This window comes from Beijerinckia indica subsp. indica ATCC 9039, from assembly GCF_000019845.1.
Taxonomy (GTDB): Bacteria; Pseudomonadota; Alphaproteobacteria; order Rhizobiales; family Beijerinckiaceae; genus Beijerinckia; species Beijerinckia indica.
In genome coordinates this window covers 867,799-883,323 of sequence record NC_010581.1, presented here as the reverse complement: position 1 = coordinate 883,323, position 15,525 = coordinate 867,799, and the positions used below count along the sequence as shown (strand labels likewise).

Sequence of the window (15,525 nt, the reverse complement as noted above, 5' to 3'; positions counted from 1 at the left end):
TTCCGCATGAAGAAATTAAACAGGAATTGAGTTTAGCCGTCTGCGGAAAGCGGCTTGTCATAGCCCGCGCCACTCAAAAGGAGTCAATAACATGGACTACCTTGGCAAACTGATGGGTGCTGCCGCGCTAGGCGGGGCATTAATGTTCAGCGGTATGGCTTCTGCTCAAGAAAATATTATCTATGTAGCTCCTGGCTCTGGCCCTTTGTCTTTTGCTCATGGCATGTACTATCCTCCTGGAACGCCCTTGGTTACCGCACCTGAGAGCACACCTGGTTCGCCGCTCATGACGGGACGGAGTGCGGCGATCGGCGTCGTAGGAAACCATTGCACGACACCGACGAAGACTTGTCTCCTCTATCATTCCTCAGTTCAAAATGGTGGCTGCTCTTGTAAGACACCATCCGGACGGAGCTATGGCACAGTCTCGCCATAACGGGTCAGGGGCTGGGCTCCTGTCCCAACCCTGTGCTAAAAGCGTATTTCCTATACGGGGTGGTGACATCGAGATGACCCTGTAGCAGGCAAGAGCAATGCGCTCGGCGTCAATGCCAACCACCCCCTTTGTTTCCTCGGAGCATAGCCTTTGGCTTCGAGCGATGTGACATCCTCGCTAACAGGCGGCTGTCTACGGGTTCATCGATATCCCTGTATGCACGCCCCTTCACGCACTCACAAGATCAAGCCGCCGCAACGCTTCCTTATCGAGCTTGATGTCCACGGACCACATCAGATCCTCAAGCTGCGCCAAACTCGTCGCACTCACGATGGGCGCCGTCACACCCTTTTGCGCAAGCAGCCACGCAAGTGAGATCTGCGTCACGCTGGCATTCAGTCGCGCGGCGATCTTGTCGAGCTCGGCCAGAATATCGAGGCCGCGCGGATCGAGATAATGATAGACGGAACCCGCCCGCGCACTGCCTTCGAGATCCTTGGTCGAGCGATATTTGCCGGTGAGGAAACCGGCCGCCAAGGCATAATAGGGAATGACACCCAATCCTTCGGCGAGGCAAAGCTCCTGCAACGCGCCTTCGAACAGGGAGCGATTGACGAGATTGTAATGCGGCTGCAGGCAGGTGAAAGGCGTGAACCCCTTGGCGCGGCTAGTGCTCAAGGCTTCATCGAGCCGTGAGGCAACATAATTCGACGCCCCGATCGCCCGCACCTTGCCGCTTTTCACGAGACTGTCGAAAGCCTCCAGAGTCTCTTCGAGCGGTGTCGCGGGATCATCGAAATGGGCCTGATAGAGATCGATGTAATCCGTCTTGAGACGCTTCAACGAAGCCTCGGCGGAACGCAGAATATGCTCCTTCGAAAGCCCCTTGCCGAACCCGCGCATATCGCCGCCGACCTTGGTCGCGATCACGATTTTGTTGCGCTTGCCGGTCTGTTGCAGCCAATCGCCGATAATGCCTTCGGATTCTCCCCCTTGATGGCCATCGACCCAAATCGAATAGACATCGGCCGTATCGACGCAATTGAAGCCGCGATCGACGAAAGTGTCGAGCAGAGCATATGAGGTCTTGGCATCGGCCGTCCAACGGAACACATTGCCGCCAAGGACAAGCGGGGCGATTTCCAGGCCTGAACGGCCGAGTTTGCGTTTTTCCATCGATCACCCCACGTCCAGACAGGCCGAGTCGTTTCAGGCCATGCGGTTTTATCCCAGCATAAATCAGCATATTCGGGATGCCGTCGGCAACTTTAGAGTTTATGATCTCAGCTTTCGATTCTCCTTTTGTTCCGGTTTTCAGGAGGCCAACGCGCCTTGACCGATCCTTCCTCCCGTCATGATCACGATGTGCCTCTAGATTCGTCCATGGAATCCCCCATGCCGAAACCGGGCGGCATTGCCGATCGCGCGCGTGCCCGGCGGGGAGATTTTGCCTATCTCGATGGCCTCAACCCAGAACAACGCCGCGCCGTGGAGGCTTTGGAAGGACCCGTTCTGGTGCTGGCCGGCGCCGGCACCGGCAAGACGCGGGTGCTCACGACCCGCATCGCTCATATTCTGGCGACCGGAAGAGCACGGGCGCATGAAATTCTCGCCGTGACCTTCACCAACAAGGCCGCGCGGGAAATGAAAGAGCGCGTCGCGGCTCTCGTTGGCCCGGTGGCCGAGGGCATGCCCTGGCTCGGTACGTTCCACGCCATTTCCACCAAAATCCTGCGACGCCATGCCGAATTGGTCGGTCTGCAATCAACATTCACCATTCTCGACACGGACGACCAGATCCGGCTTTTGAAACAGGTGCTGCAAGCCGCCAATATCGACGAGAAACGCTGGCCGGCGCGCTCCTTGAGTTATCAGATCGATGCCTGGAAGAATCGAGGGCTCGATCCCGCCCATGTGCCGCCGGGTGAAGCGGCCGCCTTTGCCAATGGGCGCGGGGCCGATCTCTACGCCCATTATCAAGAACGACTCAAAACCCTGAATGCCGCCGATTTCGGTGACCTTTTGCTCGAAAGCCTGCGGCTGCTGCGCGACAATCCCGATGTTCTGCGCCTTTATCAGGACCGTTTCCGCTATATGTTGGTCGATGAATATCAGGACACCAATAGCGTCCAATATCTCTGGCTGCGGCTGCTGGCGCAGGGGCGCCATAATGTCTGCTGCGTCGGCGATGACGATCAATCGATCTATGGCTGGCGCGGCGCCGATGTGGACAATATCCTGCGTTTCGAGACGGATTTCCCCGGCGCCACGATCATTCGCCTGGAGCGCAATTACCGTTCGACAGGCCATATTCTCGGCACGGCCGCGCGCCTTATCGCCCATAATGACGGAAGGCTGGGCAAAACCCTCTTCACCGATGACGCGCCGGGCCTGAAACCCGCCGTGACGGGCGTTTGGGATTCGGAGGAGGAAGCCCGATCCATCGGTGAGGAGATCGAACAATTACAACGCCAGGGCGAGGGGCTTGACGAGATCGCCATTCTGGTGCGCGCTTCGTTCCAGATGCGCGAATTCGAGGAACGTTTCATTACCCTCGGCCTGCCCTATCGCGTCATCGGCGGCCCCCGTTTTTATGAGCGCGCCGAAATCCGCGATGCGCTCGCTTATCTGCGCTGCGTGGCGCAACCGGCCGATGATCTCGCCTTCGAGCGCATTTTCAACGTGCCGAAACGCGGCCTCGGCGATGCGACCCTGCAGCTTCTCTACGATGCCGCGCGGCGCGAGCGTATTCCGCTCATGCAGATGGCAGCCATCATGGTCGAAACGGAGGAGTTGAAGCCCAAGCAGCGCCAGACCCTGCGGAGCCTTCTTGAGGATTTCAATCGCTGGCGCAGCCTCATCGAGGCCAAGCCACAAGGCGAACTCGCCGAAATGATCCTGGAGGAATCCGGCTATACCGACATGTGGCAGAAGGACCGCACAGCGGAAGCGGCGGGCAGGCTCGAAAACCTCAAGGAACTCGTCCGCTCGATGGAGGAATTTCCCGATCTCGGCTCCTTCCTCGAACATATTTCTTTGGTCATGGATGCTGAGAACCAGGCTGGCGGGCCGCGTGTCTCCATCATGACCCTGCATGCCGCCAAGGGTCTCGAATTCGAGACTGTCTTTCTGCCTGGCTGGGAGGAAGGCTTGTTTCCGCACCAACGCTCGCTGGATGAATCAGGCCGCGCCGGGCTCGAGGAGGAACGCCGCCTCGCCTATGTCGGCATTACCAGAGCCAAGCGGCGGCTGCATCTTTATTTCGCCACCAACCGGCGCATTCACGGCCTTTGGCAGACGACGATCCCCTCACGTTTTCTCGATGAATTACCGGCGGAAAATGTCGAGGTGCGGGAAGCAGCATCCGGCACCGCCTATGGCGGCTATGCGCAATCGCGCTTTGCCAATATGGATTCCTATGGCTCCTCCTATTCGACGCCGGGCTGGCAAAGAGCGCAGCGGCATCAGGAGAGCAAACAGCGCGGAAGCAGCGGGCAAACCGGCGGGGGACAAGAGGCTTTCAAGCAAAAGAATGCGCGGCGTGGCCCTTTGCAGATCGAGGGGGAACTCGTCGCGAAATCGAGCGCCGGATCAAGTTTTGCGCAAGGCGCGCGAGTCTTTCATTCCAAATTCGGTCCCGGCACTGTCGCTGCAATCGATGGCAATAAAGTCACTGTCGATTTCGACAAGGCCGGACGCAAAATGGTGCTCGAAAGCTTTTTACAAGCGGGTTGAAAGGGCTCGGCTCTCCAAATCATATCCTGACTCTGTATGCGACGCATCCAGAGTCAGGACGTTGTTCTTTGTCTAATCCGGCAGTCGACAATCGACATCACCCGTTATCCCTGAGGCCAGGAAGGTGATCGGCGTTTCATTCTTTCGGAGCCGCTTCAACGGGGGAGCGCATGTCTTGATGTCAGCGCCCGTGGATGTCACCTCAACGATAAATGGTGCTCCGTTCGGGATCGGCGCAAGCGTTTGACACTTATGTTCGCCAACAATGAAATCCTGGCTCCATTCACTGACATAATGCGGGGAATTGATCCTCATCTTCGCGATATAGCCCGCACCGGTCTGCATGTTGACACATGCTGCCGATTGCGCCGCTGCCTGTTGAGGGCCGAGGCACACGAGCGCGCCCGCCACAACAACCATGCCGAAGATTGGAGACGTCATTGTCATTTCACTCTTCCTGACTTTTCTTCCATTGTTCATGATCTGGCCATGAAGGCCAAGGCAACAATGATCTGTTTGGTGCAGTGAGAGGATGTCCTGCGCGAAGAGCATACATGTTTTTTAAGGAGAGGCGAATGACCAGAGGCCTGTCCTAAAGACACATAGGCGTTATCGAAGAGTCTATTGAATCGGTACACGCCCAATGGGACTCCTTGACCATGGAGAGTGTCAACATGATCCAGTGGAAACTTTAGCACGGAAAATCCGACAGGACCAAAAACATAAAGTCACCGGGATCAATGACTTTTGACAGGTAGCCATGCCGCCTTCCGATGTATTCGAAAGGCGGCATGGCCGCTCAAGTCTCATGCATGGGTGAAAGTTCACTTAAGACACGCATTTTTGTTCAGGCAAGCGGTTCGCGAATGCTCATGCGGACAAACGCTCTATCCCATCAGCGCCTGAATCCACCCGGGTCATTCATTCCCCCTGGCATTCCTCCAGGTATTCCTCCCGGCATTCCGCCGGGGCCGCCCGCTGGCCCCCCTGGTCCGCCAAATCCGCCTTGTCCCCCACCATGGCCATCAAAGCCACCATGACCGAACCCGCCTCCAAATCCTTCGCCAGAGCCGCCCATTCCATGCGGTTCATGCGGCATAGAGGAACCGGGCCTAAAGCCGCCGTTCTCATGAGGTGTCTGACCCGTATCAAAACGCTGGAATCCGCCCGGCCGGCCCGTTCCATTCGGCGCACGGCCCCAATCGCGTGGATCCGACGCACCCCCTTCGCGGCCTCCATGGCCGCCCGGCATCGTCTCACTACGCCGTAAGCCTCCGAAATCCCGGCCATTCTCCCCGGGCCGTCCTTCATGCGGGTTGAAACCTCCCCGTTCCTGCCCGGCTCCATCGCGTGAAAGCGGGCGGATCGATTCGATCACGGCTTGCCCGTTTTGATCGAGGCGAGTCGAAATCACGGCGCGTTGTGGACCCTGGCCTTGCGGCAAGGTGAGCCCTTGCCCCCCTGCGAGATCCCAGCCGGAGCCGAAACGCAAGCTGCCTCCTTTGGCATGCTCCACATAAGTTTCGAGCGAAAGTTGCGATGGCCGCGTCTCGAATAATGTGGCCTCGGCCGCGCCGCGCCGGACATCATAGGTCTCGCCAGCCATCTGGCCCTCCAGAACGGCACGGCGTCCGATCAAGCCCGGATCGACGCCCGCAAGGCGCAAGCCTCCGATTCTGATGCCGCCATCCGCTCCCGTTGAAACAGGGCCTGCCACCTTGGTCATGCCGGCGGAACGGTGCTCGATCAGGCTCGCAATGATCGTCCCGTCCGGACGCCGCAGGCCACTGACCGCGACCTGATCGCCAAGGCGCCAGCTTGGCGATCCCCGCAGACTCGCCGTCGAGACTTTCTGACCCAAAACAACCATGGTCTTGTTCTTGGCGATCTTTTCGACAGGACCGACCACCTCGCTCGTGACATCAATGGCATTGGTCGCAAAACCGCCGTCCTGGCTATGGGCCACGGTGCGGACTACCTGCCCGAGCTTGAGATCAGCCGGGCTTGCAGGAACGCCATCGATTCGCACTTTCACAGTGTCAGGGTAGGCGATGCGCAGATCATTCACATAAATGCTGCCAAACCGGCGGATCGTGCCAATGACGCCTGTGCCGCCAATGCCCCGGTCTCCGAGCGGACCGGAACCGTTGCCCTGCCCTGTGCCTTCTGGGGTTTGCGGCGTAACGCCAGTCCCGCCGATCCCTTGGTCGCGCGGATCGGCCAAACCTCTTCCCCGCATGGCAACGAGCGCGATCGCTCCTTTCGCCAGGCGTTTCAACCAGTCGCGGCGGGTCATGGAAAGCAGCGTCCTCAAGACGCATCCTTTCCAATGTCCTTGTCCGCAGGCTTCATCTGCTCGCGATAGACATAAATGCCAAAAATCCAGCGCCAGTCGCCGCCCGCATCCGTTTCACAAGCGCTATGAGCCTCGCGATTGGCTTCCTGCAAGACATTCATGGCGAGATCGCGCGAGCGCGTCTCCAGCTTCGCGGCAAGCGGGCCGGACAGATCATCATAATGCACGGCGCGTTCGAAAAAGGCCGGCGCTTGTCCCAGAACATTCTCGACGGCTGCGGCAATATGATCATGCAGATTGCGCCCGAAATAATAGAGCTGCTGCTCGCTGCCGTTCTGCGGCACGAAGGCTTTTTCCTCAAGCCTGATACGGCCCTCCTCGTCAAGGCTCACGAGCTTACGGTCGAGCCATTCGTCCAGCACGGCGCGGGCGCGCACATCCTTAGTCAGGGTGCTGACCAGAGCCTCGAAGGAGGGCGCCTCACCGGCGCGTGGCAGCGGCAATGGCGCACCTGTGGTATCGGTATAATCCGGCGCGGCGAGCCAATAAGCGATGATGCGACTGGTGCGAGAAAGTGCGGCGGGCACGACATTGACGGGCGCACCCGCGCCCCGCAACCGGCTCACTTCCTTGCGGTGAATGCCAGTCAGCAGGCTGACCCGGCTATCGGTCTGCGCTTTGTCCGGCAGAGCAAAATCATATTCGGCGACATTGATGTAAAGCTCACGCAGAAGCTGGCTCAAGGCGGGAAAGGTCATCCCGGTCCGAATGAACAAGCGCACGAGCGGCCGCAACAGCCGCGCGAGCGGTCCATGCAATTGCAAAGCATCAACAGACGTGTCTTCGGATCGAGCCAAGCCGGCACCATCAATCGTTCCAAAGGCCACAAGAATGGCCAAAAATCTCAATGAAGTGGGATACTATCCCACGCTAAAATTTCTTAAGATTGGATCACATATTATTTGAACAGAGAGCATCTGGCCAGAAAGCCACGGCGTTTCAGGTTCAGGCTGATTGAGTGGGTTTCCAACAGCAGGCCTCCGTCTTGACGTGGGAATAATACCCACATAATGAGAAGAGGTGAAGAGATTTAAATGAAGGATGTATCGTGATCGATTCAATCCCCATTCCGCCACCGGCAAATTCCGCCCGGACCCGGCGCAAAAGCCTCCTGCCACGCCTGCCGAAAAGCGGCTCTCATTTCTCCAGCTTGTATCGTGGTCTCGTTTTCCTCCTGGTCGCGGCCATGCTTCTGGCGGCGGCCTCATTCGCGCCAGGTCTCACGCCAGCCGAGGAAACATATGTGATCCCACGCAAAAATGTCGGCCTCGATTTCAACGAAGCCGACTCTTGGACTTTCATTCTTGGAAAGGGACAGAAAGATCAGAGCCTCACTCCTCTATCCGGTGAGGCTTCCCCTCTGTAATGGAGGTCAACGATCTTCGACTCGCGCGGATTCTGTTCAGCCCAGAGATTGGACGATCATTACCCCACGGCCACGCGCGCGGCGATCAACGGTTCGATCTCCTCTTTGTCTTCTTCGACGGACGGCGCGGGATTTTCCTCGTAGAAGGGCCGTGAGAAACCGGAAGCGGCCCAGGCCGCACGCGTCGTCCATTCGCAGATCATCACTTTGCGGGTTCCGTTCGAATTGAGGCAATCAACGGTGCCATGGACAAGGGCCGGATTGAAGAAGATCACATCGCCCTTCTTCATGTCGAAGGATAGTTTCGCATTGCCATCAATCCGTTCTGGCACTTTCGCATTCACCTTCGGCCAGCCGCGAGCAAACAGACGCCACCAGGACGCTGGTTCCTCGCTGATCTTTTGCGACAAGGCGAGAAGTTCCGGATTTTCCTCCAGAACCTCGTCACAGAGGCGTGGAACCAAGGTGCGATGCGAGCCAGGAATCAGATAGAAGCGGCCGCTCTCGGGATCGATATCTTCCAGCGCGCACCAGGTCCGGCAAACGCTATAAGGCGCATCGGGTGAACGGAACGCCGTATCGACATGCGCCCGCATATTTCCGGGCTCCCAAAGAGAGCTGCGTGCGAAGGAGAGAATCGGTTCGTCGCCGAACAATTCGGACAGCATATGCCGCATGATGCGATTGAAGATCAGCTTGCGGGCCAATTCATTGCGATAATGCAGATCAAGCATGGCCTGCATGAACTGATCGTCGGTTTCGATCGGCAGCGCGGCGAGGCTCGCCGTATCGACGACGCCATAGCGGGTGCAAAGCGCTGCGACTTGTTTCACATGGTCGTCGATGAGATCGGGCGGCAGGATGTTTTTACAAATAACATAGCCTTGAGCGCTAAAATCCTCACGCCAATCCCGCTGCATGATGACTCCTGACATGCTTGCCACAAAAGTTTCGCCCCGACCCCGGAGCAAGACGAGGAAACCTCGTCGCAGGGCGTTGACCGCCCAGTTGAAAAATGAAAATCCCCCGCGTCAGAGAATGATCGACGGGCGACACGCACCCGATAAGACTGCCCGGAAAGATCGGACTTCCGGGCGAAATGGCTTCGCGGGAGGAGCGTCAGACAGAGTCCGACGCTCTCTTTATTTGTCACGCCATCGAAAGGGGCCCTGGAATCGGTGCAAATTCCAAGTTCGACGCCGGGAGCAGCATGCGCTCGCCGGACATACTATATAAAAAAATATACAGTTCAAGTCCGCATTTCACGTCGGTTTTCATTTTCTCGATGAGGGGGAAACAGCCGCGCAAGCTTCGTGAGCACAGCCCCTTAGGATGCTTCACCCAGGACCGTCATGTCCATGACATGAAGCACCTCTCGCTTTCAAGCGAGAAAATGAAATGTTATCAACAATGATTACGAAAAATATAGCCGGTTCCAATGCGGGAGCCTGGACAGGCGGTCAAGAAACCTTGCCCTTTCACGGCGCTGGATCTGTGCCAGACTCATCGAGAAAGGGCTATTCTCCTTAAGAGTGCGAAAGCGAGTTCCTCGCAGCGCCCAGCGGACGGCGGGCGGGCTTGCGCTCGACAATCACGGTCCGGCCGACAGTCCTTTCGCGTCCCGCCGACAAAACGATCTGCGCCGATTTGCGCGGAGCGGCGGATTTCAGGATCTCGGTGCGGACTTCGGCCTCAGGCAAGTCCATCAGAGAGGCGGCAATCTCAATCTGTTCATTCAATTGATCGGTCAAGCCCTGCGCCGCGATAATGGCTTCCTTCAGGGTCGGCGGATCATAGCGAACACGACGGGGGCCGAATTTCGTATTCCAGACTGATGACATGAATCATACCCTTCTCAATGAACGGACTGGCATTTCAAAGCCCGCGCCGACCTTCTCCCCATGGAGCCATGAGGACACCAAACCCTGGCTGAACACATGGCCCAACCAGCGCACGAATCGAGAAGATTTCACGGAAAGGAATGAAACGCCCCCCTGAACCTGATCTTCATCGTCAGTGATATTGCAGTGCAATATAGAAGATTGACGCTTTAAAATCAATCAGGGGGGCCTTGCGTCAAACAGGCGCGGGCAAAAAGCTGAAAGGCGCGCGCCCGATGCGACAGGGCCTGCGAGCCATCGGCGGGCAGACCGTGCTTTTCCTCTGCCTCCATTTCCCCGAAGGTTCTTTCATAGCCATCCGGTAAGAAAATCGGATCGTAGCCAAAACCGCGCGTGCCGCGAGGCGGAAAGACCAAAATTCCGAAAACCTTGCCCTCGAAAGTGGAGATCGTGCCATCCGGCAGAGCCAGAGCGAGCGCGGAGACGAAATAGGCCCGATGCGGAGGTGGCACCTTGGCCTTTTCGAGCTCCATTGCGATACGGCTCATGGCGGCAGCGAAATCCTTGCCCTCGCCCGCCCAGCGCGCGGAATAAATGCCCGGCGCGCCGCCAAGTCCCTCGACACAGAGGCCGGAATCATCGGCCAGCGCCGGAAGGCCCGAACGCTCGGCGGCGGCTTTCGCCTTGATCTCGGCATTGGCGATAAAAGTTGCGCCGGTTTCCTCCGGCTCAGGCAGCCTCAATTCGCCCGCCGAGACAGCCGTGATGCGATAGGGCGCGAGCAATTCGCGCATTTCCCGCAGCTTGCCGGCATTATGCGTGGCGATCACCAATCGGTCGGCACCGGAAGGGGATAAAGGCATGGGGTCAGCCGATCGCGAGCTTCTGGATATTCACCAATTGGGCGATCCCGCCCTTGGCCAAAGCCAAAAGGACGCTCAACTCGTCCTCGCTGAAGACGGCCCCCTCGGCGCTCGCCTGCACCTCGACCAGAGCGCCGCCGCCCGTCATGACGAAATTTGCATCGGTCTGGGCGACAGAATCCTCCTCGTAATCAAGATCGAGAACCGCTTCGCCCTGGTAAATGCCGCAGGACACCGCCGCCACATGTTCGCGCAACGGAAATTCCTTGATGATCGAGCGGCCATGCATCCATTTGCAGCAATCATGCAAGGCAACCCAGGCCCCGGTGATCGCGGCCGTCCGCGTGCCGCCATCGGCTTGCAAGACATCGCAGTCGAGGGTGATCTGACGCTCGCCTAAAGCCGGAAGATTCGTGACCGCGCGCAGGCTGCGCCCGATCAGGCGCTGGATTTCCTGCGTCCGCCCGGATGGCTTGCCGGACATGGATTCACGGCGCGTGCGTGTATGAGTCGCGCGGGGCAACATGGCATATTCAGCCGTCACCCAGCCACGTCCCTGCCCGCGCAGCCACGGCGGCGGCTTATCCTCGAGCGAGGCCGTGCAAAGGACATGAGTGCCGCCAAATTTGACGAGGCAGGAGCCTTCGGCATAGCGGGCGACATTGCGTTCGAGCGTCACCGGACGCAAGTCCTGGGCGGCACGTTTGGAGGGACGCATGAATCTTCCTCAATGGGGTGAGACTGATCAGAGGACATCCGATCTTCAACCTCGCGGCGCTCGCCTTTAGCGCGGTTTCAGCGCGAGTGAAACCCGTAAAAGGCGCCCTTCCCAATAAGATTTGGTTTTCCGAGGGTCTCTGAGAATTTCTACCTGGAAGGGAATTGGCGTTTCATCGCGTTAGCGTTGCCCTACAGACTGGCGCCGCCGGCAGGCAGGCAATTCCAGGCGTCGAACAATGGATCGCCCCTTCAGCCTCCCTGATACAGACGACACATCCATCGGTCCATTCGGCGCAATCATCTCGCGCCAGCCCGAATTGTTCCACCGAAATCACCCTCGGCGGCAATTCTCCCGTCGCAGAGGGAAAGATCAAGAAGACCAGGATAAGGCCTATAAAACATAATGTGGTGGATCGCACGGAACTGACCTGCTGGCTGCGTCGAATTGTCCAAGTATGCGTGATCACATTTTACGCACAAGCAAAAGATTCGGTTCGTGAAGATCACCAAACAGTTGCGACCTGTTGGCGCAGTCACATACCCAAATATGACGCAGGCCTCATGACGACTTCTCAAAACGCCGGCGACTTTTCGATGATAGCGCTTTGCTATCATCGCTTTTGAGAAAGAATGCGGCGAAGATCACGCTCCATTTACACAATTTGTTCAAAAAAACCCTGCCGTGAAACATATTTGAACGATTCCAAAAAGCACCGCGATCGTTGCCTCGCTGCCACAGACAGTCAATTAACAGTCGAGACCACCTTATAATTCAATCGGATCGCCGTTAGTCGTCGTTCATCCGAGCAGAATCAACAATCACGATGACGACTCTCTGCGAAGATCCAATCAGCCAGGCCAGTATTAAGGAGTTGCCCTTGCGTAAATTCATTCGGTTTGTTCTCGCTGCTTTTCTCTTGAGTTCGGCAGCGGTCGAAGCAACGGCGGCTGATCTTCCTCCTGTTCCGGCAACGCCCGCGCCGACTCTTCCGGATGCCTTCCAGCCCTGGCAGATTCGTCTGCGCGCCGTCGGCCTCATCACGTCATCGGGCGGCGGCAATACTGTTCGCGCGCAAGCAAACGGTGCTTATGTCAGTGATGGCATCAAGGCGAGCAATGCTGTTATTCCGGAAATCGATATCAGCTATTACCTGACCAAGAATTTCGCTCTCGAACTCGTTTGCTGCGTCTCCTATCACAAGCTCTTCCTGAAGGGCGGCCCGTTGGCGAATACGCAGGTAGGCGATACCTGGGTCTTCCCGCCCACGGTCATGCTGCAATATCACTGGACCGATTTTGGCAAGTTTCAGCCCTATATCGGCGTCGGTGTGAACTATACGCATTACTTCAACCAGCAGGCGGCCTATGGCGTTCTCAGCCATCTGAGTGTCAATGATTCCTGGGGCATCGCCGGTCAGGTCGGTTTTGATTACATGATCAATGATCATTGGGGCGTCAACGTCGACGTCAAGAAGATCATGATGGAGCCGAGCGTCACGGCCAACCTCGGCAACGGCACCCTGCTGCGCGGCGGCGCGAGGATTGATCCCTGGCTCATCGGCGCCGGCATCACTTATCGCTTCGGTGGCCCGGATGCGGCGCCAGCCCCGGTTCTTGCGAAATATTGATTTCGGCCGCTTCATCAGCGCCGGACAGAAAGGCCCAACGGCGCGCCACGGGCCTTTCTTGTCGATCCGCCGATCGCGCATAACCGCCCTGTTACAAAACGCGCGGACATGCTAGAGCAGGCTCCGATCAGAAGGTTTCCCTCTGATCGGAGCCTGCTCTCGTTTTAAGTTCAAAGCGCTTTCGAGCCTTATTGTTCCGGATGGATTTGTGAGCACCGATACGTCCACCGTCCTGCGTCTTGATTGCGAGGAAGCAATCGCCGAACAGATCGCCGATCTTGTCGCCGAAACCTTCTCCTCCGATGAAGCCGCCGCCAGCACATTCGAACTGAAACCCGCTGAGAGGAAGGAAGGCCTGCCCGGCTGGCGCGTCGAAATCTTCCTCACCGCCTCGGTCAGCGAGGAAGCCGTGCGCGCACTCGTGGCAACGATCGCCGGCGCGGAGGTCGCGACGGCCGCCACCAGCACGCCCATCGAGCAACGTGATTGGGTCGCCGCCGCTCTCGAAGGCCTGGCACCTGTGCGGGCCGGCCGTTTTCTCGTCCATGGCGCCCATCGCCGCGATGCCGTGCGGGTCAATGATCTCGCCATCGAGATCGAGGCGGCGCTCGCATTCGGTACGGGCCATCACGGCTCGACGCGCGGTTGCCTCTTGATGTTTGATCGTGTGACCAAGGCGAGACACCCCAAACAGATCCTCGACCTCGGCACGGGCTCCGGCATTCTTGCCATGGCGGCGGCCCGCCTGCTGCACCGCAAGGTCGAGGCCTGCGACATCGATAAGGATTCGGTTCTCGCCGCGCGCGGCAATGCCCGGCACAATGGCGTCGCGCGCCTCGTGCGCCCGGTCGTCGCCTCGGGTACGAGTCATCCCGCAATCCACGCGGGGGCGCCTTATGATCTCGTCTTTGCCAATATTCTTGCCCGTCCCCTACGCGGGCTTGCGCCTTCCGTCGCACGTGTGACACAGCGCGGCGCCGATATCATTCTGTCCGGCCTGCTCGCGCGCGATGTCCCCGGTGTCCTGAGCGCCTACCGCATACAGGGCATGGCCTTGCGCGATCGGCTCGATCTTGAAGGCTGGGTCACGCTGCATCTTCGGAAACAATAATCGCACGGAAACGATCACGCGTTTCCGTGCGATGAATGAATGCCTGTCGATGATGAAGCTTACGCCGGATGATCGATGGGCACGACATTGATCAGTTTCTTGTTCACGAACTCCTCAATGCCGAGAGCTGACAATTCACGTCCGAAGCCCGAACGCTTGACGCCACCGAAGGGAATATCGGCCTTGGTCCAGGTCGGATGGTTGATATAGACCATGCCGGTATCGATCTGTTTCGCCACCTCGACACCGTGCTCCGTGTTCTGCGTGAAGACCGAGCCCCCAAGACCATAAGGATTGTCATTGGCGAGCTTGATCGCCTCCTTGTCATCCTTGACCTTGAAGAACATCGCGACCGGGCCGAAAAGCTCCTGATAATAGACCGGATTTTCGGGCTTCACGTCGGTCAGGATCGTCGTCTGGACAAAGGCGCCCTTGTTGGGTGGCACAGGCCCGACGCGAAGCGCGTGAGCGCCATGTTTCACTGCCGTTGCGACCTGCTCGTTGAGCTGATCCGCTGCGCCTTGCGAGGATAAGGGCGGCAGGCCGGTGGCCTCATCCATCGGATCGCCGGGTTGCAGTTTGCCAAGCTCTTCGCCGAATTTCGTCAGGAACTTATCAGCGATTGAATCGACAACGATGATCCGTTTGGACGCGACACAGCATTGGCCGCCATTGTTCATGCGGCCCCAGACCGCCCATTTCACGGCCTTTTCGAGATCGGCATCCTCCAGCACGATGAAGGCGTCGCTGCCGCCGAGCTCAAGCGTGGTCTTTTTCAAATTCTGTCCAGCCTGCGCGGCAATCTTAGCCCCCGCTCCCTCGCTGCCTGTCAAGGCGACGCCGACAATGCGGGGATCATCGACCAGTCGTTCGAGCTGCGCACGGGTCGCATAAAGATTCGTGTAAAGGCCGGCCGGCGCGCCGGCATCGCGGAAGAGCTTTTCAAAGGCCGCCGCCGATTGCGGCACACAGGAGGCATGTTTCACCATCACGACATTGCCGGCCATAAATTGCGGCCCAACAACGCGCGCGAGCTGATAATAGGGAAAGTTCCAAGGCTCGATGGCTAAAATGATTCCGAGCGGCTGATTGACGATCATCGCCTTGGCGCCATAGGCCTGCGCTTCGGGCAGTTCCTTCGGCGCCAGAAAGGTCTCGGCGTTCTTCGCATAATAAGCCAGAATGTCAGCGGAAAGCTCCACCTCAGCCAAGCTTTCGCGATAGAGTTTGCCCATTTCGAGCGTCAAAAGGCGGGCATAATCCTGCGCTTGCGCGCGCAGGATCTCGGCGGCCTTGCCGACGATTTTCGCCCGATCCGCATAAGAGGCGACGGACCAGGTTTCATAGGTCTTTTCCGCCTGATCGGTCAGCCTGGTCAGCTCAGCGTCCGTGAGGTCGGGAAAAGTCGCCACGACTTCATTGGTATAAGGATTGACAGTTTGGTAAGCCACCTTGTCCTCCTTTGCTCG

At 58.1% G+C, this 15,525-nt stretch carries 14 protein-coding genes; 5 read left to right on the top strand and 9 right to left on the bottom strand.

Annotation, left to right across the window (positions count from 1 at the left end):
* Positions 1 to 664: 664 nt before the first annotated feature.
* Entirely contained in the window at positions 665 to 1,612 is a 948-nt protein-coding gene (locus BIND_RS04015) for an aldo/keto reductase (protein WP_012383795.1), read from the bottom strand.
* Positions 1,613 to 1,819: 207 nt separating this feature from the next.
* On the opposite strand from BIND_RS04015, the gene BIND_RS04010 reads away from it, so the two are divergent.
* The gene (locus tag BIND_RS04010) at positions 1,820 to 4,171 is read left to right on the top strand and encodes an ATP-dependent helicase (RefSeq protein ID WP_041777913.1); all 2,352 of its coding nucleotides are present in this window, start codon (positions 1,820 to 1,822) and stop codon (positions 4,169 to 4,171) included.
* Between the two features lie 72 nt (positions 4,172 to 4,243).
* Here BIND_RS04010 and BIND_RS04005 read toward each other — a convergent pair whose 3' ends face one another.
* The 3 genes from BIND_RS04005 to BIND_RS03995 form a co-directional block, all read right to left on the bottom strand.
* On the bottom strand, positions 4,244 to 4,723 hold the full coding sequence (locus BIND_RS04005; RefSeq protein WP_041777912.1) for a hypothetical protein: 480 nt from the start codon (positions 4,721 to 4,723) through the stop codon (positions 4,244 to 4,246).
* 343 nt (positions 4,724 to 5,066) lie between these two features.
* Positions 5,067 to 6,485: a DUF5666 domain-containing protein gene (locus BIND_RS21590; protein WP_050763900.1), complete on the bottom strand. Its 1,419-nt coding sequence runs from the start codon at positions 6,483 to 6,485 to the stop codon at positions 5,067 to 5,069.
* Entirely contained in the window at positions 6,482 to 7,324 is an 843-nt protein-coding gene (locus tag BIND_RS03995) for a DUF6502 family protein (protein ID WP_041778424.1), read from the bottom strand. Before BIND_RS03995 ends, BIND_RS21590 begins: the two co-directional genes overlap by 4 nt.
* Positions 7,325 to 7,575: 251 nt before the next feature.
* Here BIND_RS03995 and BIND_RS03990 point away from each other — a divergent pair, with 251 nt between their 5' ends.
* On the top strand, positions 7,576 to 7,893 hold the full coding sequence (locus tag BIND_RS03990) for a hypothetical protein (RefSeq protein ID WP_012383790.1): 318 nt from the start codon (positions 7,576 to 7,578) through the stop codon (positions 7,891 to 7,893).
* Between the two features lie 59 nt (positions 7,894 to 7,952).
* Here the strand turns inward: BIND_RS03990 and BIND_RS03985 are convergent, their stop codons facing one another.
* From BIND_RS03985 to rph, 4 genes are all read right to left on the bottom strand, one after another.
* Positions 7,953 to 8,813 carry a phytanoyl-CoA dioxygenase family protein gene (locus BIND_RS03985; RefSeq protein WP_012383789.1) on the bottom strand — a complete coding sequence of 287 codons (861 nt, stop codon included), beginning with the start codon at positions 8,811 to 8,813 and terminating at the stop codon, positions 7,953 to 7,955.
* Between the two features lie 606 nt (positions 8,814 to 9,419).
* Positions 9,420 to 9,734, bottom strand: a complete 315-nt coding sequence (locus BIND_RS03975) for a hypothetical protein (protein ID WP_012383787.1) — start codon at positions 9,732 to 9,734, stop codon at positions 9,420 to 9,422.
* A gap of 215 nt (positions 9,735 to 9,949) precedes the next feature.
* On the bottom strand, positions 9,950 to 10,597 hold the full coding sequence (rdgB, locus tag BIND_RS03970; RefSeq protein ID WP_012383786.1) for an RdgB/HAM1 family non-canonical purine NTP pyrophosphatase: 648 nt from the start codon (positions 10,595 to 10,597) through the stop codon (positions 9,950 to 9,952).
* A 4-nt stretch (positions 10,598 to 10,601) separates the two neighbouring features.
* The gene (gene rph, locus BIND_RS03965) at positions 10,602 to 11,315 is read right to left on the bottom strand and encodes a ribonuclease PH (protein ID WP_012383785.1); all 714 of its coding nucleotides are present in this window, start codon (positions 11,313 to 11,315) and stop codon (positions 10,602 to 10,604) included.
* Positions 11,316 to 11,479: 164 nt separating this feature from the next.
* On the opposite strand from rph, the gene BIND_RS21195 reads away from it, so the two are divergent.
* From BIND_RS21195 to BIND_RS03955, 3 genes are all read left to right on the top strand, one after another.
* The gene (locus BIND_RS21195; protein ID WP_148210547.1) at positions 11,480 to 11,941 is read left to right on the top strand and encodes a hypothetical protein; all 462 of its coding nucleotides are present in this window, start codon (positions 11,480 to 11,482) and stop codon (positions 11,939 to 11,941) included.
* A 254-nt stretch (positions 11,942 to 12,195) separates the two neighbouring features.
* The gene (locus BIND_RS03960; protein ID WP_041778423.1) at positions 12,196 to 12,945 is read left to right on the top strand and encodes an OmpW/AlkL family protein; all 750 of its coding nucleotides are present in this window, start codon (positions 12,196 to 12,198) and stop codon (positions 12,943 to 12,945) included.
* A gap of 208 nt (positions 12,946 to 13,153) precedes the next feature.
* On the top strand, positions 13,154 to 14,056 hold the full coding sequence (locus BIND_RS03955) for a 50S ribosomal protein L11 methyltransferase (RefSeq protein WP_012383783.1): 903 nt from the start codon (positions 13,154 to 13,156) through the stop codon (positions 14,054 to 14,056).
* A 59-nt stretch (positions 14,057 to 14,115) separates the two neighbouring features.
* Here the strand turns inward: BIND_RS03955 and BIND_RS03950 are convergent, their stop codons facing one another.
* Positions 14,116 to 15,507, bottom strand: coding sequence for an NAD-dependent succinate-semialdehyde dehydrogenase (locus BIND_RS03950; protein ID WP_012383782.1), 1,392 nt, complete (start codon positions 15,505 to 15,507; stop codon positions 14,116 to 14,118).
* Positions 15,508 to 15,525 lie beyond the last annotated feature (18 nt).